The 21,259-nt window shown below is 65.7% G+C and carries 24 protein-coding genes; 4 read left to right on the top strand and 20 right to left on the bottom strand.

Annotation, left to right across the window (positions count from 1 at the left end; all coding sequences use genetic code 11):
• Nucleotides 1–2: 2 nt before the first annotated feature.
• Both NCO8_RS18250 and NCO8_RS18245 read right to left on the bottom strand, forming a co-directional pair.
• Nucleotides 3–1,289 carry a DUF7373 family lipoprotein gene (locus NCO8_RS18250; protein ID WP_067641136.1) on the bottom strand — a complete coding sequence of 429 codons (1,287 nt, stop codon included), beginning with the start codon at nucleotides 1,287–1,289 and terminating at the stop codon, nucleotides 3–5.
• Entirely contained in the window at nucleotides 1,286–2,434 is a 1,149-nt protein-coding gene (locus NCO8_RS18245) for a DUF7373 family lipoprotein (protein ID WP_439951684.1), read from the bottom strand. Before NCO8_RS18245 ends, NCO8_RS18250 begins: the two co-directional genes overlap by 4 nt.
• Before the next feature lie 262 nt (nucleotides 2,435–2,696).
• Here NCO8_RS18245 and dtd point away from each other — a divergent pair, with 262 nt between their 5' ends.
• Nucleotides 2,697–3,140, top strand: a complete 444-nt coding sequence (dtd, locus tag NCO8_RS18240) for a D-aminoacyl-tRNA deacylase (RefSeq protein WP_067641132.1) — start codon at nucleotides 2,697–2,699, stop codon at nucleotides 3,138–3,140.
• Here dtd and NCO8_RS18235 read toward each other — a convergent pair.
• The 14 genes from NCO8_RS18235 to NCO8_RS18170 form a co-directional block, all read right to left on the bottom strand.
• On the bottom strand, nucleotides 3,137–4,429 hold the full coding sequence (locus NCO8_RS18235) for an ABC transporter permease (RefSeq protein WP_067641130.1): 1,293 nt from the start codon (nucleotides 4,427–4,429) through the stop codon (nucleotides 3,137–3,139). The two genes, dtd and NCO8_RS18235, sit on opposite strands and share 4 nt — an antisense overlap.
• Nucleotides 4,426–5,694 (bottom strand): ABC transporter permease, encoded by a 1,269-nt coding sequence (locus NCO8_RS18230; protein WP_067641128.1) that lies wholly within the window; start codon nucleotides 5,692–5,694, stop codon nucleotides 4,426–4,428. The genes NCO8_RS18235 and NCO8_RS18230 overlap by 4 nt, the downstream gene beginning before the upstream one ends.
• 28 nt (nucleotides 5,695–5,722) lie before the next feature.
• Entirely contained in the window at nucleotides 5,723–7,240 is a 1,518-nt protein-coding gene (locus tag NCO8_RS18225) for an ABC transporter ATP-binding protein (RefSeq protein WP_067641127.1), read from the bottom strand.
• Between the two features lie 10 nt (nucleotides 7,241–7,250).
• Nucleotides 7,251–8,342, bottom strand: a complete 1,092-nt coding sequence (locus tag NCO8_RS18220) for a BMP family lipoprotein (RefSeq protein WP_067641125.1) — start codon at nucleotides 8,340–8,342, stop codon at nucleotides 7,251–7,253.
• 84 nt (nucleotides 8,343–8,426) lie between these two features.
• Nucleotides 8,427–9,224, bottom strand: coding sequence for a type I methionyl aminopeptidase (map, locus tag NCO8_RS18215; RefSeq protein WP_067491062.1), 798 nt, complete (start codon nucleotides 9,222–9,224; stop codon nucleotides 8,427–8,429).
• Nucleotides 9,224–9,769: an adenylate kinase gene (locus NCO8_RS18210; RefSeq protein ID WP_067491064.1), complete on the bottom strand. Its 546-nt coding sequence runs from the start codon at nucleotides 9,767–9,769 to the stop codon at nucleotides 9,224–9,226. The genes map and NCO8_RS18210 overlap by 1 nt, the downstream gene beginning before the upstream one ends.
• Nucleotides 9,766–11,088, bottom strand: coding sequence for a preprotein translocase subunit SecY (gene secY / locus NCO8_RS18205; protein ID WP_067491066.1), 1,323 nt, complete (start codon nucleotides 11,086–11,088; stop codon nucleotides 9,766–9,768). The genes NCO8_RS18210 and secY overlap by 4 nt, the downstream gene beginning before the upstream one ends.
• Nucleotides 11,089–11,254: 166 nt before the next feature.
• Nucleotides 11,255–11,698, bottom strand: a complete 444-nt coding sequence (rplO, locus tag NCO8_RS18200) for a 50S ribosomal protein L15 (RefSeq protein ID WP_067491068.1) — start codon at nucleotides 11,696–11,698, stop codon at nucleotides 11,255–11,257.
• 1 nt (nucleotide 11,699) lies between these two features.
• Nucleotides 11,700–11,879, bottom strand: a complete 180-nt coding sequence (gene rpmD, locus NCO8_RS18195) for a 50S ribosomal protein L30 (RefSeq protein WP_067491217.1) — start codon at nucleotides 11,877–11,879, stop codon at nucleotides 11,700–11,702.
• Between the two features lies 1 nt (nucleotide 11,880).
• Nucleotides 11,881–12,534 carry a 30S ribosomal protein S5 gene (rpsE, locus tag NCO8_RS18190; RefSeq protein ID WP_067491070.1) on the bottom strand — a complete coding sequence of 218 codons (654 nt, stop codon included), beginning with the start codon at nucleotides 12,532–12,534 and terminating at the stop codon, nucleotides 11,881–11,883.
• 31 nt (nucleotides 12,535–12,565) lie between these two features.
• Nucleotides 12,566–12,973: a 50S ribosomal protein L18 gene (rplR, locus tag NCO8_RS18185; protein ID WP_067491072.1), complete on the bottom strand. Its 408-nt coding sequence runs from the start codon at nucleotides 12,971–12,973 to the stop codon at nucleotides 12,566–12,568.
• A 2-nt stretch (nucleotides 12,974–12,975) separates the two neighbouring features.
• Complete coding sequence (rplF, locus tag NCO8_RS18180) at nucleotides 12,976–13,515, bottom strand: 50S ribosomal protein L6 (RefSeq protein ID WP_067491075.1); 540 nt, start codon at nucleotides 13,513–13,515, stop codon at nucleotides 12,976–12,978.
• 15 nt (nucleotides 13,516–13,530) lie between these two features.
• Nucleotides 13,531–13,929, bottom strand: coding sequence for a 30S ribosomal protein S8 (gene rpsH, locus NCO8_RS18175; protein ID WP_067491077.1), 399 nt, complete (start codon nucleotides 13,927–13,929; stop codon nucleotides 13,531–13,533).
• Between the two features lie 240 nt (nucleotides 13,930–14,169).
• Nucleotides 14,170–14,814 (bottom strand): YoaK family protein, encoded by a 645-nt coding sequence (locus tag NCO8_RS18170; protein WP_067641123.1) that lies wholly within the window; start codon nucleotides 14,812–14,814, stop codon nucleotides 14,170–14,172.
• Between the two features lie 389 nt (nucleotides 14,815–15,203).
• Between NCO8_RS18170 and NCO8_RS18165 the strand changes: the two genes are divergently transcribed.
• Nucleotides 15,204–16,775: an alpha/beta hydrolase gene (locus tag NCO8_RS18165; protein WP_245655410.1), complete on the top strand. Its 1,572-nt coding sequence runs from the start codon at nucleotides 15,204–15,206 to the stop codon at nucleotides 16,773–16,775.
• Between the two features lie 133 nt (nucleotides 16,776–16,908).
• On the opposite strand, the gene NCO8_RS18160 is transcribed toward NCO8_RS18165, so the two are convergent.
• The 4 genes from NCO8_RS18160 to rplN are packed head-to-tail and all read right to left on the bottom strand — an operon-like array spanning nucleotide 16,909 to nucleotide 18,351.
• On the bottom strand, nucleotides 16,909–17,094 hold the full coding sequence (locus NCO8_RS18160) for a type Z 30S ribosomal protein S14 (protein WP_040731429.1): 186 nt from the start codon (nucleotides 17,092–17,094) through the stop codon (nucleotides 16,909–16,911).
• Nucleotides 17,095–17,098: 4 nt separating this feature from the next.
• Nucleotides 17,099–17,662 carry a 50S ribosomal protein L5 gene (gene rplE, locus NCO8_RS18155; RefSeq protein WP_067491083.1) on the bottom strand — a complete coding sequence of 188 codons (564 nt, stop codon included), beginning with the start codon at nucleotides 17,660–17,662 and terminating at the stop codon, nucleotides 17,099–17,101.
• Between the two features lies 1 nt (nucleotide 17,663).
• Nucleotides 17,664–17,981, bottom strand: a complete 318-nt coding sequence (rplX, locus tag NCO8_RS18150) for a 50S ribosomal protein L24 (RefSeq protein ID WP_067491085.1) — start codon at nucleotides 17,979–17,981, stop codon at nucleotides 17,664–17,666.
• 1 nt (nucleotide 17,982) lies between these two features.
• Nucleotides 17,983–18,351, bottom strand: coding sequence for a 50S ribosomal protein L14 (rplN, locus tag NCO8_RS18145; RefSeq protein ID WP_019045060.1), 369 nt, complete (start codon nucleotides 18,349–18,351; stop codon nucleotides 17,983–17,985).
• 301 nt (nucleotides 18,352–18,652) lie between these two features.
• On the opposite strand from rplN, the gene NCO8_RS18140 reads away from it, so the two are divergent.
• Both NCO8_RS18140 and NCO8_RS18135 read left to right on the top strand, forming a co-directional pair.
• Nucleotides 18,653–19,072: a hypothetical protein gene (locus NCO8_RS18140; RefSeq protein WP_067491087.1), complete on the top strand. Its 420-nt coding sequence runs from the start codon at nucleotides 18,653–18,655 to the stop codon at nucleotides 19,070–19,072.
• 97 nt (nucleotides 19,073–19,169) lie between these two features.
• Nucleotides 19,170–21,206, top strand: a complete 2,037-nt coding sequence (locus tag NCO8_RS18135) for a M13 family metallopeptidase (protein ID WP_312032658.1) — start codon at nucleotides 19,170–19,172, stop codon at nucleotides 21,204–21,206.
• Nucleotides 21,207–21,259: the final 53 nt, after the last annotated feature.

Genomic DNA, 21,259 nt, shown 5'->3' with positions numbered 1-21,259 from the left:
CCCTACAAATACGCACTATTGGCGAGCAAGGCGTATTGCGCCGACGCCCGCTGATGCACATCGGGTATCTGATTGCTCATTACCACCGCGACGTAGCGGTCGTAGCGCAACACGCACAGGTACTTCCGCGCACTCGATACATACGGTTCCGCCGGTGAGTACTTCTCGGGATTGTCGAAACAGTAGGTGTCCGGCAGACCCGGCGGGCCCGCCAATGGTGTGGTCGTCGGCAGATCCTTGCGCGCCTGCCACATCTGCTCGGCAGCACGTGCGTCGCGGGCCCGCAGCAGCAGCGCACCATCGTTGATCATCCCGATCCGGTCGACGCCGCCGAGATCGAGCACACGTTTCCATTCCTGTCGATCCTCGGTGATCTGCAGAAATGCCCGCGGCTCCATGACGGCGTTCACAAGGTCCGCCTGGAAGAACGGACTCGCGGGAAAGATCTTGCTCGGGTCGAGAATTCGACGAATCACGCCGTCGGGATCCTTGTCCAAGCGCAGCACGTCGCGTTTCGACAGCGGCGGCAAGGCATCCAGCAGCGGAAGTTGCACGTCGAATGCCCGCTCGGTCAACGCGCGCAACGCCACAAGGTCGGCCTTCGGGGTGACCGCGTAGACATGGACGACATACTGACCGCGGGCAATCGTCGCGACCATCGACCGCACACCGGGCCGCCAATGCCCGTGGGCGCTCGGGTATTTGTCCAAGGAGACCGGTGCATTCAGGTCGGAGGCGAGCTGAAAGTCGATCTGATCGAACTCGCCCGCCGCGGCCTGTGCGCCCACCTGATCGGCGAACTGCAACACCGTGATCCCGAGGGCAGTGGTCTCGGCGTCGTCGGGCTCGGCGTCCAGTTCTTCTGTGAGATAGGTGAATTCCCGTTTCGGCGTGGTGCGACTCCGCGCGGAGAACCCGAACATCAGACCGTGCTTGTCGGCGACCGCTTGCGTAGCGTCGGCAAATACCCCGCCGAGCCCCTTTCCACCTGCGATCGTGGCTCTGGCAACACGGTAGCGAAGGCCCGCATCGACATCGGTCCCCAGAGCGACGGCAGCCGCCAGACGCGCGGTCGCGATCGCTTCCCCGTTTTCGTAATGGTGGTAGTAGACGTCCTGCCGGAATTCCAACGGCAACACGGGATACTTGCCGACCTCGAGTGTCCTGACATCCACCTCACCAGGGTGCACATGCCCCCGTACCGTTTCACCACGTCCGGTGACAGCGAGCGCGACAACGAGCAGCACCACCGCGCAACCACCGAGGATTCGTGTGCGACGCCCGCTCATCCGGCATTCACCAGAATCACGTACTGAGCCGAAATCGACTGTCGCGCATCAGGAAGCTGCTCCGATGAAACCACCGCCACGTACCGGTCGTGACTCACTGCGCAGAAATATCGCGAAACGACGGCCGGTCCGATGTACTCATAGCAGTTGGCGGCGGCAAGCCCGACCGGGTCTTCCACCGGACGCAGGAACTTGTCGTGGCCCACCTCGGCGAGAAACCATCGGGCGCTCGCCACATCCCTGGTGCGGTACACCGTGGCCTTGTCCTCCGACACCCTGTCCACCCCCGCCTGCTCGTTCATCCTGCGCATGTCGGCGAAATCCCTGGCACCGTGCAGCGCCGCCCGTGCGTCACGGACCATGGGATATGCCGGGTCGGTGCCGTTTTCCAGGCCGAGCGACAACGTGCGAACCAACATGTTGTCGGGGTCGATCGCTATCGACTGCAGTCGATCCACCGGCGTGGGGGTGTGTGCTTGGAGCCGCTCCGCGGTGATCGTCAACGCCTTGTCCGCCAGCGGGAGCACCGCCGAGAGATCCGAGATCTCGAGTTCCTTGTTCTCATCGCTCCACGAACCCACCCTGATGACGAACCGTCCCGTAGCCATCCAACCCGTGACGCGTTGCTGATCGGGTCGCCACCACAGGAGCGCGTCGGAGTGGCGGGCCGACTTGATCGGCTCCACTGTCGCATCGGGACCGAAGCCTCGGCGGTGGAGCGCGGCGGCCGCGGATTGTGCCGCGCCGACCGAGTCGAACAACAGTGCTTGAATCGCGATGCCCTGCGAGATGTTCAGGTCCTCGTGGGACCTGGCAGCGGTACCGAAGCCGGCGATCAGGCCTTTCGTGTCCTCGTCGAACGTGGCGTCGAAACGCTTTGTCAGATCCTCGCCCGGCCGAGGGAAAGCGGGGTTCAAATTCCCCGCTTGCGGCACGACGAATTGCGGATCGATCTCGACCGGCAACGGCACTACAGAACTGAGCCGCACACCTTCGAAATACCGCGCCAACGCCCACGAAGGCGTCGTAGTGACGGGCCGTTCGACCTTCGGATACGGACCGACATCCAGCTTCGCGAGGTCGACAACAGGTTCAGGTGGCGTGTCCCCCGCAGGATCGTCCGAACACCCGGTCCCCACCAGCATCACCGCAGCGACGATCCCCGAAAGTATTGCTGTACCGCGCATTCCCCCGCTGTTCCCCATCTACCGGCCCCGACCTTCACACGATCGGCAGCCTCAGACCCGCCGTAGCGGCAGGCTATTGGGAACATACCGCAGAGCGGCACGATGCGCCTTCTCTGCGGCATGATGAAACCTGCTGCAAATAAGCAACTTTCATTCCGATAGTTCGATGAACAAACCCCGGATAACCTCGATTCGAGTCACCCCGGCATGATCGATAAATGTGCGAGTATTGCTGCAGCGTGTGTCCAGCGCCCAGGTGACTGTTGACGATCAGGTTGTCGGCCGGATCGACCCGGCCGCCGCCGGCGCGCCACACGGCCTGCTCGCCCTGGTCGGTGTCACCCACACCGACACCGAGGACGTAGCGAAGACACTGGCCGACAAGACCTTCCGCCTCCGCATCCTCGACGGCGAGCGTTCGGCGGCCGACCTGAACGCCCCCATCCTCGTCGTCAGCCAGTTCACCCTCTACGCCAACACCGCCAAGGGCCGCCGCCCCTCCTGGAACGCCGCCGCCCCCGGCCCGGTCGCCGAACCCCTGGTCGACACCTTCGCCGACGCCCTGCGTGACCTGGGCGCCACCGTCGCGACCGGCAAGTTCGGCGCCCACATGCACGTCGACCTCACCAACGACGGGCCGGTTACCGTCCTGCTCGAGGGCTAATTGTCTCCCGGCCGGTACGGGATGCCGTCGGCGGCGGGGGCGACGGCTTTGCCGATGAAGCCGGCGACGACCACGAGAGTCACCACGTAGGGCAGCATGCCGAGGAATTCGGTGGGGATCGGGTTGCCGGGCATGGTGTTGAGGAACCGTTGCAGGGCGCTGGAGAAGCCGAAGAGCAGGGCCGCCAGGAGGGCGCCGACGGGGTTCCAGCGGCCGACGATCATTACCGCGAGCGCGACGAAGCCGAGGGCCGCGGTCATGTTCTTGCTGAAGGCCACATTGTTGGCGATGGTGAAGAACGCGCCGCCGAAACCTGACAGCGCACCCGCACAGGTGACGTTCCAGAACCGCAGCCGGTTCACGTCGATACCGGCGGCGTCGGCGGCCGCCGGGTGCTCGCCGACGGCACGGGTCCGCAGCCCCCACCTGGTGTGGAACAGCAGGTAGGACAGCCCGAACACGCAGGCCAGCGCCACGTAGACGAAGAGGTTCTGGTCGAAGAGGACCGGTCCGAGGATCGGGATCTCGGTGAGGAAACCGAGGCCGATGTCGTGCAGGAATCCACCGATGCGCGGCACCGTGCTCGGCTGGTTGAGCGAATGGTCCATGCGCATGAGCCGCTCGAACAGAAACCCGGTGAGACCGAGCGCGAGCAGGTTCAGGATCACACCGGTGACCAGCTGGTTCACCTCGAAGCGGGTGGCCAGCCAGGCCAGCAACAGCGTGGAGACCATGCCGCTGAGCACCGCCGCGAGGATGCCGACATAGGGATTGCCGGTGATCGAGGCGAACAGCACTGCGGTGAAGGCGCCCGCCAGGAACTGTCCTTCGATGCCGAGGTTGATGACACCGGACCGCTCACACACCACCCCGGACAGGGCGCCGAAGATGAACGGCAAGGCCAGGAACAGCGTGGTGGCCAGCACGAACTCCACCGGGAACCCGACGCCGGGCGTCACCACCCAGGACAGCACCGCGACCACCAGCGCGGTCGCCGCCACCCCGACGATCACCCCGTGCGTGCGCGCACTCACCGCCCGCGCGAGCAACAGCGCCCCGAGCAGCACGGTGAACACCGCAAGCGTCACAACGATGCCGAAAGTACTGACGGTCCAGCTGCTTTCGACGGTCTGATCCAGACGGAATGTGGTGGCCCGCCCGTCGGGCATCCACAGCAACGCCGCGACGGCGAGCAGCGCCCCGAGGACGACGAGCATCGCCCCACCCACCGGGTGACGCACGGTCTCGGTCACGACGACCGGTTTCGATTCGGCGACAGCGGTACTCACCAGCCCCTCGCTTCCAGCGTGTTGAGCCCACCGCGCGGGGTGCGCAGGTGCAGCAGGGTTTTCACCAGGGCGGGCGCGGCGATGAACAGCACGATCACCGCCTGCAGCAGCGTCGACATCTCCACCGGGATGGCGGGCTGCATGTGCAGCGTGCCCGACTTCAACGCACCGAACAGCAGCGCCGCCGCGACGATCCCACCCGGATGTGCCCGCCCGAGCAAGGCGACAGTGATCCCGTCGAAGCCGAACTCGGCAACCGTTCCGGGGTTCACCGTGTACGGGTTCAACCCGAGCACGAGCGCCCCACCACCGATCCCGGCGAGCGCTCCCGACACCCCCATCGTGGTGATGAACGTGCGACCCATGTCGATGCCCGCCGTCTGCGCCGCGTGCGGATTCGCCCCGACCGCGCGAATCCGGTACCCGAAGGTCGACTTGCGCAGCACCCACCAGATCCCCGCCGCCAGCGCCAACGCGATCAGCAGGCCGACACTCACCCGCAGCCCCGACCCCGCCCAGCCGAGGAGCCGGGGCAGCCGCGCCGAGATGTCGACCGGCTTGGACACCAGCTCCTGGGAGGTCAGCGAGTGGATGAAGGTGGTGCTCAGCGCCCAGAGCAGGAAATAGGTGGCGATATTGTTCAGCATGATCGACGAGATAACCTCGTGTGCACCGGTTTTCGCCTTCAGCACACCGGGAACCGCGCCGAAGAGCCCACCCGCGAGCGCACCCGCGGCCAGCGCCAGCGGCACATGCAGCAGCGGCGGCAGATCGATCGCGAAACCGACGATCAACGCACCGAGCATGCCGAAGATGAACTGCCCGTGCCCACCGATATTGAACAGTCCGGCCCGGAACGCCAGCCCCACGGCGAGTCCGGTGAAGATCAGCGGGGTGGCGTAGGTGAGCGTCTCCGAGATCGGGCGCAGCACCTGGGCGAGGGTGGCCGTGCCGTCGAAGAACTCCTGCAGGCGGCCGATGTCGAGAATGGCGCCCTCGAACAGGTCACGGTAGGCCGTGCTCACCGCCTGCCAGGAGAAACTCAGCGCGTCGGAGGGCCGGTTGAGGAAGTACCCCCAGGCCCGGCGCACCGACGGATCGGAAACGATGATGAGCAGCGCGCCGATCGCGAAGGCGAGCAGCAGCGAATAGATGGTCACCATCACGCTGTTGGCTTCGGTCAGGTACCGGGTGAAGGTGCGGCCGAAACCTGGTCTTTCGGGCCGGGGCGATTCGGTCTCCGGCGCGGTGGTCGTACTCGGCATGGGAATCCTCGAGGATGTCGGCGCCAGTTCAGCTCGGGGTGGCGGATTCGGTGGGGCGGTGGCCTGCCATCAGCTGACCGATGATCTCGCGCGGGGTGTCCGGCCCGACCTCGCCGACGATCTGCCCGTTGTGGATCACCGCGATCCGGTCGGACAGGGCGAGAATCTCGTCCAGTTCGGCGGAGATGAGCAGCACCCCGGTCCCCGAGTCACGTTCGGCGACGAGCCTGCTGTGGATGAATTCGATAGCGCCCACGTCCACCCCTCGGGTGGGCTGTGCGGCGACGAGAACCGCACGGGGACGGGAGAATTCGCGGGCGATCACCACCTTCTGCTGGTTGCCACCCGAGAGCGCCGACACGAGCTCACCCGGGCCGCGCGTGCGGATGTCGAAGTCGGCGATGGCCTTGTCGGCCAGCGTGCGCACGGCGTCGCTGTCGAGCACGCCGCGATGCGACAGCGGTGCGTCGCGGTACTGGTTGAGCACGAGGTTCTCGGCCACGGTGAAGTCGGCCGCCAGCCCGTCGCGACCACGGTCCTCCGGGATGTAGCCGAGCCCGGCGACGATGCGCCGGTACGGATCCCACGAGGTCACCGGCACCCCGCCCAGCTCGACCGTCCCGCCGTCCGGGCGAACGGTGCCGAGCACGGCCCTGGCGAGTTCGGTCTGGCCGTTGCCCTCCACCCCGGCCAACCCGACGATCTCCCCGGCTCGCACCGTGAGGTTCAGCCCATCGAGCACCGCCGTGCCCCGCTCGCCGAGCACCGTCAGATCCTGCACCGCCAAGGCGACCGCACCAGGATCGGCGGGCGTGCGCTCGACGGTCAGGATCACCGACCGCCCGACCATCGCCGCCGCCAGCTCGGCCTCGCTGTCCTCGGGCGAGGCCTGGGCCACCACCTTGCCCCGGCGCAGCACTGTGATGGTGTCGGCGATGGCCTTCACCTCTTTGAGCTTGTGGCTGATGAAGATCACCGACATGCCAGCGGCGGTGAGATTGCGGATGATGCCGAGCAGCTCGGCTACTTCCGGCGGGGTGAGCACGGCGGTCGGTTCGTCGAGAATCAGCAGGTCGGTGTCGCCGGAGAGCGCTTTGACGATCTCCACGCGCTGCTGCACACCCACGGGCAGGTCTTCGCAGATGGCGTCCGGGTCGAGGGCGAGACCGTAGCGATCCGACACCGCCCGCACCGCGTCACGCGCCGCCGCCCGGTCCAGAATCCCGCGCCTGGCGTGTTCGCGACCCAGCTGCACGTTGTCGGCCACACTGAACGGGCCGACCAGCTTGAAATGCTGATGCACCATGCCGATTCCGGCGGCGATCGCGTCGCTGGGTGAACGGAACCGCACGGGTGCGCCGTCGATGAGGATCTCGCCGCTGGTCGGTTCGAGAATGCCGTAGAGCATATTCATCAGGGTGGATTTGCCCGCGCCGTTCTCACCGAGAATCGCATGCACCTGGCCGGGTTCCACCACCAGGTCGACATTCTCGTCGGCCAGGAAATCGCCGAAAGCTTTTGTCAGTCCCCGTACTTCGAGTCGCATGTCGTTGTCCTCAGAGCTTGGGGGCGGCGGGTGAGTCGATCACGATCCGGCCTTCGACGATCTCGGTGCGCAGGGCCGTGAGCTCCTGTTTCAGCCGCTCGGGCACGGCACCGTCGAAATCATGGAACGGCGCGAGGCCGACCCCACCGTTGCCGAGCGTGCCGACATACCGGCCGTCTTTCGGACCCTCGGCGAAAGCGTTGTCGATTGCGACGCGCACCGCGGCGGAAATGTCCTTCATCGACGACGACAACATGATGTCCTTGTATTCCGGCACGGCTTCGTACCCGTCGGAATCGACCCAGATCATGCTCACCCCCGGCGAATCCTGCACCGCCGACGCACCGCCCATGCCGACGGGACCGGCCACCGGATGAATGATGTCGGCGCCCTGGGCGATGAAATTCTCGGTCAGCGAGCGACCGGCACTTGTGTCGTCGAAATTGCCGGTGAACGAACCGTTCTGATCGGCGACATTCCAGCCGAGCACCTCGGTACTCGTTCCGTGAACCTGGTTGTACCTGGCCACGCCTGCCGCGAAACCGTCCATGAAGATCGTCACGGCGGGGATCTGCATGCCACCCCAGGTCGCGACACGGCCGGTCTTGGTCATCCCGGCCGCGAGATAGCCTGCGAGATAAGAGGATTGGGCGGCGTTGAACTCCATCGAATAGACGTTGTCCAACTCCACGTGCGCGTCGACGATAGCGAACCGCTGATCCGGGTACTCCCCCGCCACCTGCGCCACCGCCTCGGCCATCAGGCCGCCGACCCCGATCACCAGATCGCAGTCGTCATCGGCCGAGGCCCGCAGGTTGGGTTCGTAATCGGCGGAACTGTTGGACTGCCGGTAGGAACCGTAGACACCGGGGTTGGCGTCGATCGCCGCCTTCACCCCGTTCCAGCCGGATTCGTTGAACGACTTGTCGTCCACCCCGCCCGCATCGGTCACCATGCAGGTCTCGAAACCGGCATTCGCCGAACCGTAGGTATTGCCCGATCCTGTGTAGCGCGACTCGGCAGGCGGCTCACCGCAACCGACGAGCGACGCCGTCGCCGCACAGGTGGCGACGACGGCGATCAGCGCGATCCCAGATCTCATTACTCAGAGATACAGGATTCCCCCGGCACCGAGCCGGATTCGAAACATTACTTCACCGAAAAGTCGCGAAAGACTTTCGCGAAGTCACTCCGGGCGCAGGGTGAGGATACGTGGGCCGTCCTCGGTGACGGCGACGCTGTGTTCCCAGTGGGCGGCGCGGGAACCGTCGGTGGTGACCACGGTCCAGTCGTCGTCGAGGGTTGTGGTTTCGGTGGTGCCGAGGGTGAGCATCGGCTCGATGGCCAGGACCGATCCGACGACCAGGCGCGGGCCCTTGCCCGGGGCGCCCTCGTTCGGGAGGAAGGGGTCCATGTGCATCTCGCGGCCGATGGCGTGGCCACCGTAGCCGTCGACGATGCCGTATTTGCGGCCGTGCACCTCTTCGGCGGCCCGGGTGCCGAGCTCGATCGCGTGCGACACATCGGTGAGCCGGTTGCCGGGCACCATCGCGCCGATGCCCGCCTCCATCGACCACTTGGTGGCCTCGCTGAGCAGGCGATCGGCTTCGATGATGTTGCCGACGCCGAAGGTCCAGGCGGAATCACCGTGCCAGCCGTCGAGGATGGCGCCGCAGTCGATCGACACCAGATCGCCCTCGGTGAGAATCTCACTCGCCGAGGGGATCCCGTGCACCACACGGTCGTTGACCGAAGAACAGATCGAGCCGGGGAAGCCGTGGTAACCCTTGAACGACGGAACCGCGCCCGCCTCCCGGATCACCTGCTCGGCGACCTCGTCGAGCTCGAGCGTCGACACCCCGGGCTTGGCGGCGTCGCGCACGGCGACCAGCGCCCGCCCGACGATCGCGCCCGCCGCCGCCATGGCGTCGAGCTCGCCCGCCGTGCGGAACGGCACGACCTTCTTCTTCCGACCGAATGCCATTACTGGCCGAGAGCCTTCAGCGCTCGCGCGTTGACGTCGTCGACCTCGCCGAGACCGTCGACGGTCACGACCAGACCGTCGTAGTACTCGAGCAGCGGCTCGGTCTCCTCGCGGTAGACCCGCAGCCGGTTGCGGATGACGTCCTCGGTGTCGTCGGCGCGGCCACGGGCGAGCATGCGCTCGACCACGGTGTCCTCGGCGACCACGAAGCACAGCACGGCGTCGAGCGCGGTGCCGTGATGCTCGAGGATCTTCTTCAGCGCGTCGGCCTGGTCGACCGTGCGCGGATAACCGTCGAGGACGAAACCGTTCGCGGCGTCCGGTTCGGCGACGCGGGCTTCGACCATGCGGTTGGTGACATCGCTGGGGACCAGGTCACCGGCGTCCATGTACTTCTGCGCCTCGCGACCGAGCGCGGTCTGCTGGCTGATGTTCGCGCGGAAGAGGTCTCCGGTGGAGATGTGCGGAACGCCCAGCTTTTCCGACAGCAGGACGGCCTGAGTACCTTTGCCGGCACCCGGCGGACCGAGCAGAACAACTCTCACTTGAGGAACCCTTCGTAATTTCGATTCATCAGCTGGCTCTCGATCTGCTTGACCGTGTCGAGACCCACGCTGACCATGATGAGCACCGCGGCACCGCCGAAGGACATGTTCGCCGACTGGCCCGTGCTGCCGCTGCCGAGGGCGATACTCGGCAGGACGGTGACCGCGCCGAGGTAGATCGAGCCGGGCAGGGTGATGCGGCTCAGAACATAATTGAGGTAGTCGGCGGTCGGCTTACCGGGGCGGTAGCCCGGAATGAAGCCACCGAACTTCTTCATCTCGTCCGCGCGTTCCTCCGGGTTGAAGGTGATCGCGACGTAGAAGTAGGTGAAGAACACGATCAAACCGAAGTAGACGGCGATGTAGACCGGGTTGGTCGGATCGACCAGATACTTCTGGATGATCTCCTGCCACCAGCTCGGGTCCGTCGCGGTGCTCGACGAGGTGAGCTGCGAAATCAGGTTGGGCAGGTAGAGCAGCGAAGACGCGAAGATCACCGGGATCACACCGGCCTGGTTGACCTTCAGCGGCAGATAGGTCGAGGAGCCGCCGTACATCTTGCGACCGACGACGCGCTTGGCGTACTGCACCGGGATCCGGCGCTGACCCTGTTCGACGAAGACCACCGCGACGATGATCAGCAGCACACCCACACACACGAGGCTGAAGATCATGGCGCCACGGGTGTCGAGGATGGCCTTGCCGTCGAGCGGGATACGCGCGGCGATACCGGCGAAGATCAGCAGCGACATGCCGTTACCGACACCGCGCTCGGTGATCTGCTCGCCGAACCACATCACCAGGGCCGCACCGGCGGTCATCACCAGCACGATGACGATCATGCCGAAGATGCCGGTGTCCTCGAGGATGTCTTCCTGGCAGCCCTGCAGCAGCTGACCGCGAGCGGCGAGCGCGACGAGACCCGTGGCCTGCAGGATCGCCAGGGCGATCGAGAGGTAGCGGGTGTACTGCGTCATCTTGGTCTGGCCTGCTTGGCCTTCCTTGCGCAACTCCTCGAAGCGCGGGATGACCACGGTCAGCAGCTGGATGATGATGCTCGCGGTGATGTACGGCATGATGCCGATCGCGAACACCGAAAGCTGCAGTAGCGCACCACCGGAGAACAGATTGATGAGCTGGTAGATACCGGCGGATTCGCCACCGGAGACCAGCTTCACGCATTCCTGGACGTTCTGATAGTTGACGCCGGGGGACGGCAGCGCGGCACCCAACCGGTACAGCACGATCAACCCCAGCGTGAAGAGAATCTTCCGCCGTAAGTCCGGAGTCCGGAAGGCCGATACGAAGGCGGAAAGCACAGATCCTCCTGGCGAACGACATGGTCATGCCATGCGACTGAACCAACACGGCGTCGTGGTGGAGACGTCAGCCGATGACGAGCTTGGCAGACAACACTTGTTGAGACTCTACAGTGACACCGGACGAGTGCTCGACTCGTCCGGTGTCGCTGTGACTACAGTACCGTCAGGCCAGTTCGGTGACGGTGCCACCGGCAGCGGTGATCTTCTCCTTGGCGGAGCCGGTCACCTTGTCGGCGGTCACCTGCACGGCGACGGAGATGTCGCCGTCACCGAGGACCTTCACCAGCTCGTTCTTGCGAACGGCGCCGGCCGCGACGAGCTCGGCCTTACCGACCGTGCCGCCTTCGGGGAACAGCTCCGCGATGCGGCCCACGTTCACAACCTGGTACTCCACGCGGAAGCGGTTGGTGAAGCCCTTCAGCTTCGGCAGGCGCATGTGCAGCGGCATCTGGCCACCCTCGAACGCCGCGGGGACGTTCTTGCGGGCCTTGGTGCCCTTGGTACCACGACCGGCGGTCTTGCCCTTGGAACCCTCACCGCGACCCACACGGGTCTTCTCGGTCTTGGAACCCGGCGCAGGACGCAGGTGGTGCAATTTGATGGTCATGTCAGACCTCCTCAACTGTTACGAGGTGGCGCACGACATTGATCAGACCGCGGTTCTGAGCGTTGTCCTCACGAACCACCGACTGGCGGATCTTCCGCAGGCCGAGGGTACGCAGGCTCGCGCGCTGGTTCGCCTTGGCACCGATCGTGCTCTTGATCTGGGTCACCTTGAGATCTGCCATGTCAGGCTCCCTGTCCCGCACGCGCACGCAGCATGCCCGCCGGAGCGACGTCCTCGATCGGCAGACCGCGACGCGCGGCAACCTCTTCGGGACGCTGGAGCATCTTGAGCGCGGCAACCGTCGCGTGAACGACGTTGATCGCATTGTCGCTACCGAGCGACTTGGCCAGAATGTCGTGAATGCCAGCGCATTCGAGCACGGCACGCGCCGCACCACCGGCGATCACACCGGTACCGGGCGAAGCCGGACGCAGCATGACCACACCGGCCGCCGCCTCACCCTGAACCGGGTGGGTGATGGTCGAGCCGATCATCGGGACGCGGAAGAAGCTCTTGCGAGCCTCCTCGACACCCTTCTGGATGGCCGCGGGAACTTCCTTGGCCTTGCCGTAGCCGACGCCGACCAGACCGTTGCCGTCACCGACGATCACGAGGGCGGTGAAGCTGAAGCGACGACCACCCTTCACGACCTTGGAGACGCGGTTGATCGCGACTACGCGCTCGAGCTGGTTCTTCTCGGCCGCGTTGTCCCGACGGTCGCCGCCGCCGCGACGATCGCCGCCACCGCGACGGTTGCCCTCGGGGCCACCGCTGGGGTTGTTGTTGTTCTGTCCGGCGGGTCCGTTGCCGCCGTCACGCCGCTGACGTCCCGGCATCAGACGTTCCTTCCGTTCGAAAATTCAGTCATCAGAACTTCAGCCCACCTTCACGAGCGGCATCGGCCAGCGCCGCGATGCGGCCGTGGTAGTCGTGACCACCACGGTCGAACACGACCGACTCGATACCGGCAGCCTTGGCGCGCTCGGCGATCAGCTGACCGACCTTGGCGCCCTTGGCGGACTTGTCGCCCTCCAGCGCACGCACATCGGCCTCGATCGAGGACGCGGCGGCGATGGTCTTGCCGACCGAATCGTCGACGAGCTGAGCGTGCAGGTGCCGCGAGGAACGGTTGACGACCAAGCGGGGACGCTCGGTGGTGCCGACGACCTTCTTGCGCAGACGGAAGTGACGGCGGGTCTTCGACAGACGACGCTTCGTCGATGCGTCCTTGCCCAGCGGAATCCGCTTGGCCTTCTGGTTAGCAGTTTGCGCCATGATCACTTACCCGTCTTTCCGACCTTGCGGCGAACGACCTCGCCGGCGTAGCGGATGCCCTTGCCCTTGTACGGGTCGGGCTTACGCAGTCCGTGGATCACAGCGGAGATCTGGCCGACCTTCTGCTTGTCGATCCCGGAAACCGAGAACTTGGTGGGCGATTCCACCGCGAAGGTGATGCCCTCCGGGGCCTCGATCGGCACCGGGTGGCTGTAGCCGAGGGCGAACTCGAGGTTCGAACCCTTGGCCTGAACGCGGTAACCGACGCCGAAGATTTCCATCTTCTTCTCGTAGCCCTTGGTGACGCCCTCGATCATGTTGGCGATCAGGGTGCGGCTCAGGCCGTGCAGCGAACGGTTGGCGCGCTCGTCGTTGGGACGGGCGACCACGAGCTGGTTGGCTTCGTCTTTGCTGACGGTGATCGGCTCGGCAACGGTGTGCGACAGGGTGCCCTTGGGACCCTTCACCGTGACGACCTGGCCGTCGATGCTGACGTCGACACCGGCCGGGATTGCGATGGGGTTTTTACCAATACGCGACATTAGTCCAGACCTCCCTTACCAGACGTAGGCGAGGACTTCGCCCCCGACGCCCTGCTTGGCCGCTTGCCGGTCGGTGAGCAGGCCGGTCGACGTGGAGATGATCGCCACGCCGAGGCCGCCGAGGACCTTGGGCAGGTTGGTGGACTTCGCGTACACACGCAGACCCGGCTTCGAGACGCGACGCAGGCCCTGCAGGCTGCGCTCACGGCTCGGGCCGTACTTCAGATCGACGACGAGGGCCTTGCCCACCGGCGCGTCTTCGGTGCGGTAATCGGCGATGTAACCCTCACGCTTCAGGATCTCGGCGATGTTCGCCTTGAGCTTGGAGTGCGGAGCCTTCACCTGATCGTGGTACGCCGAGTTGGCGTTGCGCAGACGCGTCAAGAAGTCTGCGATCGGATCAGTCATGGTCATGGTTAGACCTCGACACCTTTCTCGCTGCGGTTCCCATGCAGCATCTCCCCGCTTTCGCGGGGCGACCGTGGGCCTACAACAATTCGGCTGGTCCGGGCGGCACTTACCGACCGGATGAGTACTCTTCACGAGCGCTCGGCGCCCGGCACGATCCGCCCACGTCGAGCGTGGAGCGGACACAGATCTGCCCAGGCAACCGCTCTAGTGTAGGCAACGCCGTGGTCAGGACAAAATCCGGGGTCAGGGCGCGGGCTCGGTCGACCGCGAGGTGGCCAGGATCGCCGATGCCGAGACGCCGGTGGCCACGATCAGCATCATCTCACCGCCGACCAGCATGCTCATCACGCCACCGAGCAGCGCGCCCGTCGCGAAGGCCGCGTACTGCAGGCCGTAGCCGAGCCAATCCCGCACGCTGCCGCCGCTGACGTGGCTCTCGATGCCCTGGCCGAGTTTCACGACCGTTCCGGTGACGTAGCTGAGCGGGACGCTGACCTCTCCGTTCTTGACGAAGGCGGTGTTGAGCGCGCCGACCGCGAACGCGACGAACATGATCGGGACGAAACCCAGTTCCTGCCCGCCGGTTCGGCTCACCACGTAGTCGACCACCACCGCGGCGGCCAGCGCGACCGTGGTCACCACCGAGGCGCCGTAGTGGCCGTTGCGCCACAGCCGCCGTCGCAGCAGCGAGGCCACGAAGACGCCGAGACCGAAGGCGAACAGCAGCGATATCGCCCCGACGGCCAGCAGGTAGTCGCCGTCGAACCAGCCGAGGAGCGCGCGTTCGGTATTTCCGGTCATGAATGTCACGAAGTATCCGGCGGAATGCGTATAGGCTGCCGCGCCGATAAATCCCGCCAATATCGAAAGAAACGCCACCATTGTCATCGCGCCTGCCGGTATACCCCGCAGCGGCTGACGGTTGCCCAGGTCACGTGCCCCTTTTACTGTGGTCGCAGTCACAATCCCACATCCTTCGCATCGAATCGAATCGGGGATCGACTTTGACCCTTCCCGCTGTCGTGACAACCCCGACGGTAGCGAGAAGTGGAATTGCCGGCCATTGCTCGGATCACATTCTCGGAGAAGACACAGGATTATCAGGCTCCGGTAATACACAGGTAACCCGGTAATTCCCGATGAATTCTGTGTGACTTTTATGAATCCACGGCGCTACCCGATGTGGCGTCGAAACAGGTTCGGCGACAACCGATTTCCCCAGGTGGCGGTGTGGTAGCTTCACGGAGTTCGTCGGATCTGTGCAGGAGGCTCGGCAGGTGTTTTCGCGCTCGGTGCGCCGTGGAACCCGCCGAGGCGGCTTCTACGCGCTGGCTGTTCTGCTCGGTGTCGGCACATTCGCGTTTCCCTCCCCCGCCCGCGCCGCCGACGCCTATGTCGACCGGCTCGCCGAATCCGCGGCCACTCCCGAGTTGAGCTGGTCGGACTGCGACGACGGTTTCCAGTGCGCGTTGGCACGGGTACCCCTGAATTACAACGAACCGGCGGGTGCGCAGCTGGAGCTGGCCACCATCCGGCTTCCCGCGAGCGATCCGAGCAGGCGCCTCGGCACCTTGTTCGTGAACTTCGGCGGTCCTGGCCCCTCGGGCGTCGACCGGTTACGGGAACGGGCGCGCTGGCCGTGGCTGTTCTCCGAGGAGCTTCGCGCGCGCTTCGATCTGGTGTCGTGGGACCCGCGCGGGGTCTCGCGCAGTGCGGGCGTGCACTGCTTCGCCACTGCCGAGGAACAGGCCGAATACTTCGGCACCTTCCCCGGGACCCCCACCGACGCGGGTCAGGAAGCGGAGTTCTTCGCGCGTTCGGCCGATCTCGCCGCGCGCTGCGGTCAGACGGCGGGCCCGATCCTGAATCACGCCTCGACCGCCAATACCGCCCGTGACCTGGAGCTGTTGCGGCGCGCGGTGGGCGACAACGCGCTGACCTATCACGGCATCTCCTACGGCACGCAGGTCGGCGCGGTCTACGCGAACATGTTTCCGCGCCGGGTGCGCGCGATGGTGTTCGACGGTTCGCTCGACTTCGAGGGCAATGCCGACGGGCACGGCGCGGAAGGCACCCATCTTCCCCTCGACACCAGGCAGGGTGTCGCGGTCGGCATCGCCGAGACCTTCGACGCGTTCTTGCGCGAATGCTCGGCGGCGGGCCCGCGCTGCGCGTTCTCGGCGGGCGATCCGAAGCTGAAGTGGCTCACGCTGGCCGAACGGGCCCGCCACGCCCCCATCGTGCTCAACGGAACACCGTGGACGTTCTCCCAGGTGGTGACCACCGCGGGCAGCCTGTCGCGCCCCGAAACCTACGCCGATCTGGCGACCTTGCTGCAGCAACTGTTCGACGCGGCGACCAGCGCCCCCGCCCTCGTCCCCGACTCGCTGTTCGACCCCGCCTACCCCGCCAACCGGGCCGAAGCGTTCTACGCCATCCAGTGCTCAGACAGCATGGTCCCCACCGAACCCGCGGCCTACAGTCGCGTCGCCGCCGTCGAAGACCTGCACAACCCCTACTTCGGCCGCACCGCCGTCTTCAACGCCATGCCCTGCGCCTTCTGGCCCGCCCGCGACGCCGACCGCTACACCGGCCCATGGAACCGGCAGACCGCCGCCCCCATCCTGGTCATGAACAGCCGCTACGACCCCGCGACCCCACTGCACGGCGCCTACGCGGGCGCCGCCCAACTCGCCACCGCCCGGGTCCTGGTGATCGAAGGCGCCGGCCACAGCAGCATGTACGTCCCCAGCACCTGCGCCGAACAAGCCAAACGCGACTACTTGTTCACCGGCCAGCTCCCACCCGAAAACCTGCACTGCGGCATCGACCACTCCCCCTTCGGCTAGATGGAGTCGTCGAGCGACAGCATCTCGACACAACACTCCGGCCCCGAAACGCGCGAAGGCACGGACTTCCGTGGGAAGTCCGTGCCTTCGTACGGTATTCGCCTAGGTGGCTGCGCTCACGAGGAGCGCGGGGTCACCAGGAGCTCTTGTGCACGCCCGGGAGCTCACCGCGGTGGGCCATTTCGCGCAGGCACACGCGGCACAGGCCGAACTTGCGGTAGACCGCGTGGGGGCGGCCGCAACGCTGGCAGCGGGTGTAGGCGCGGACGGCGAACTTCGGCTTGGCCTCCGCCTTGATGCGCAGTGCTTTCTTAGCCATGTGCTCAGTTCTCCTTGAACGGGAAGCCGAGGTGCTTCAGCAGCGCGCGGCCTTCTTCGTTGTTGGTCGCCGTGGTCACCACGGTGATGTCCATACCGCGCGGGCGGTCGATGGAATCCACGTCGATCTCGTGGAACATCGACTGCTCGCTCAGGCCGAACGTGTAGTTGCCGTTGCCGTCGAACTGCTTCGGCGACAGGCCGCGGAAGTCGCGGATACGGGGCAGCGCGATGGACACGAGACGGTCCAGGAACTCCCACATGCGGTCGCCACGAAGGGTGACCTTCGCGCCGATCGGCATGCCCTCACGGAGCTTGAACTGCGCGATCGACTTGGTGGCCTTGCGGATCTCCGGCTTCTGGCCGGTGATCAGCTCGAGGTCCTTGACGGCACCGTTGATCAGCTTCGCGTCACGGGCGGCGTCGCCGACACCCATGTTGACGACGACCTTGACCACGCCGGGGATCTGCATCACGTTGGCGTACTCGAACTCGCTGTTCAGCGCGTCCTTGATCTCGGCGCGGTAGCGCGCCTTCAGCCGGGGCTGAGTCTGCTCAGAGGTGGTCATGTCAGATGTCCTTCCCGTTCTTACGGGAGATCCGAACCCGCTTGCCGGTGGTTTCGTCGGTGCGGTAGCCGACGCGAGTCGGGTTTCCGTCGGAGTCGACGACCATCACGTTGGAAACCTGGATGGGGGCTTCCTGGGTCACGATGCCACCCGAGGAGGCGCCACGCTGGTTGGCGGAATCCGCGACGTGCTTCTTGATGCGGTTCACGCCTTCGACGAGAACCTTGCCGGTCGCCGGGTAGGCCTGGATGACCTTGCCCTTGGCGCCCTTGTCCTTGCCCGAGATGACGAGCACGGTGTCACCCTTGTGCACCTTCATGTCAGAGCACCTCCGGGGCCAGCGAAACGATCTTCATGAAACGCTTGTCGCGCAGCTCACGGCCGACGGGGCCGAAGATGCGGGTGCCGCGCGGATCGTTGTCCGCCTTGATCAGCACAGCGGCGTTCTCGTCGAACTTGATGTAGGAACCGTCCGGACGGCGGCGCTCCTTGACGGTGCGCACGACGACAGCCTTGACGACGTCGCCCTTCTTGACGTTCGCGCCGGGGATGGCGTCCTTGACGGTGGCGACGATGATGTCACCGATACCGGCATAGCGACGCGACGAGCCACCGAGCACGCGGATGCAAAGGATTTCCTTCGCCCCGGTGTTGTCGGCGACGCGCAGTCGCGACTCCTGCTGAATCACTTCAGCACCTCCTGGACCTGGATGTATACGTACGCCGGATTGCCGACCCGACGCACATGGTCAGTCACCCACCAGACGCGCGCCTGCCAGCGGTTTGTCCACCACTGGGGGTTCACGGCCGGATTGCGAGGGCAGAGCTCCCGCAGGCAACCGGTCTAGTGTAGGTGAATCCCCAGGTCGACCCAAATCGGGGGTCCTCGGCCAATTTGAAGCGAATATGTTTCAAACTGCCATGCGCGTGTGTGCCCCGTTGTTACGGTCCCCCTGCTCGTCGCGGGGACGAGCCGACGAGGAGCCACCCATGAAACTCACCCTTGCCTCCACTGCCTTCGCCGCCGTCCTCACGGTGCTCGCGCCGCAGGCCGCCGCCGGGCCCGTCATCGACATGCTCACCGACACCCTCACGGTCGGCTGCACCTCGAAGATCGACGTCGTCGGCCTCGACGACTACGTCGGCGCCCAGGTCGACTTCGTCGCCAACGGCAAGTTCTTCGCCAGCGACACCGTCGACCTCGAGGTCACCGTCGGCGGCGTCACCGTTGCCAAAGCCACCGCGTTCTACCACGTGGAATCCGAGGTCGAGGTGCAGTTGACGGCGCTGCTGCACGCCACCGGCATGCCGCTGGTCTCCAAGCGCGTGCCGACGGTCATGCGAATCATCAACGCGGGCAGCGGTTTGGCCTGTGACCTGGCGACCGGCAGCGCGGGCAGCTCTTCCTGATCGCCGCAGCCCCCGAGACGGCAGCCGCGCCGGTAGCCTGTGCGAGCTGGATCGCAACGAGCATGGGTGCGGTTGCCGCATCGGGGAAGGAAGTCCTGTGACACAGTCCGGCCGTCCGTCGGTTGTCGACCGCCGCGCATTCCTGGCCGCCATGGGGTTGGTGCCGGTGGCCGTCGCCCTGGCATCGTGCTCGTCCGATGCGCCCGCGGCGCAGTTGAACGGGGTGGATCTGAGCGGGGGCGATCCGGCTATCCGCCCGCAGGACGACCTGTACCGCCACGTCAACGGCGCCTGGTTGCGCGACTACCAGCTGCCGCCGGACAAGGCCTCGGTCGGCGCGATCACCGACGCCAACGACCGGACCCTCGATCAGCTGCGCGCGATCATCGAATCCATCTCCGATCCCGAGCCGGGTTCGGAGGCGCAGCAGATCAAGGATCTCTACGACGCGCGCCTGGACCTCGACGAGATCGAGCGCCTCGGCATCACGCCGCTTTCCGGGTTGTTCGCCGCGATCGACAAAGCCCCGGGCAAGCCGGAGCTGGCCAAGGAGATGGCGATCGCACCGATCGCCGGCCTGATCGGGATGGGCATCGGTATCGACCGGAAGAACTCCAAGGCCTATATCCCCAGCGTCGGCCAGTCGGGCCTGATGCTCGGCGAGCAGTACTACCGCAAGCCCGAGTTCGCCGAGCAGCTGGCGGGCTACCAGGTGTACCTGGAGAAGCTGGCGCAGGGCATCGGCCTGTCCGACCCGGTCGGGGTGGCTCAGCGCGTGCTCGACCTGGAGAAGCGCATCGCCGCCGCGCATTGGGACAGCGTGCGGCTGCGCGACACCGACGCCACCTACAACCTGATGAGCTGGGACGAGCTCACCAAGCTCGGACCGCAGTTCGACTGGGATCCCTGGCTTTCGGGCATGACCGACCGGCCCAAGTCGCTGTTCGACAAGATGGTCGTCGGGCAGCCGTCGTTCGTCACCGCGGCCGCGCAGCTGTGGAGCGAGGTGGACATCGCCCTGTGGCGCGACTACCTCAAGCTGCACGTCGCCGACACCTACGCACGGTTCCTGCCGAAGGCGATCGCCGACGCGCGCTTCGAATTCGTGGGGCGGGTGATGGCCGGACTGGAGGAGAAGCCGGAGATGTGGCGCTCCGCCGTGGGCGTCGTCGACGACAATCTGGGTGAGCCGCTCGGAAAGCTTTACGTGGACAAGCACTTTCCGCCCTCGGCGAAGGAACGCGCCAAGGAGATGGTCGCCGATGTCACCGCCGCGTGGCGCGACAACTTCACCAATTCCACCTGGATGTCGCAGGCCACACGGCAGGCCTCGATCGCCAAACTGGACAAGATCGTGGCGCAGATCGGCTACCCCGACAAGTGGGTCGACTACTCCTCGGTGGAGATCAAGCGTGGCAAGCTGATCGAATCCCTGCTCGCGATCAACGCTTTCGAGTCCAAGCGCGCCTTCGCCCGCCTCGGCACCGAGGTCGACCGCTCGGAGTGGGGCATGTCGCCCCAGACGGTGAACGCCTACTACAGCGCGACCACCAACCAGATCGTGTTCCCCGCCGCCTACTTGCAGCCGCCGTTCTTCGACAAGGACGCCACCGACGCGGTGAACTACGGCGCGGTCGGCTCGACGATCAGCCACGAGATCGGCCACGGCTTCGACGATCAGGGCTCCAAATACGATGGTGACGGCAACCGCCGCGACTGGTGGCAGCCGGAGGATCGCGCCGCGTTCGACGCCAAGACCCAGCAGATCATCGCGCAGTACGACGTACTCGTCCCCGAGGGCGCACCGGAGGGCCAGCACGTGAACGGCGCGCTGACCGTCGGCGAGAACCTGGCCGACCTGCGCGGCCTGCAGATCGCGCTGGAGGCGTACAAGAAGGTGGCGCAGCGGTCCGGCGAGACGCCCGATTTCCGCTCGGTGTTCCTGTCGTGGGCGCGGCAGTGGCGCGACAAGCAGACCGTCGAGGCGACTCTGCAGGGTCTGCAGGACACCCACTCCCCCAACGAATTCCGCTGCAACCAGGTGGTGCGCAATATCAACGAGTTCTACACGACCTTCGATGTGAAGGAAGGCGACAAGCTGTTCATGCCCGCCGACCAGCGCGTCGCCCTGTAGACGGGGCTTGCACCCTCCCGATTCGCCGTAGGTTAGCCTAGGCTGACCTAAAC

Origin of the sequence: Nocardia coubleae NBRC 108252, assembly GCF_001612805.1 — a bacterium.
In the GTDB taxonomy this organism is placed as follows: Bacteria; Actinomycetota; Actinomycetes; order Mycobacteriales; family Mycobacteriaceae; genus Nocardia; species Nocardia coubleae.
Note: the sequence above shows the minus strand (reverse complement) of the source record. Positions and strands in the feature narration are given on the sequence as shown.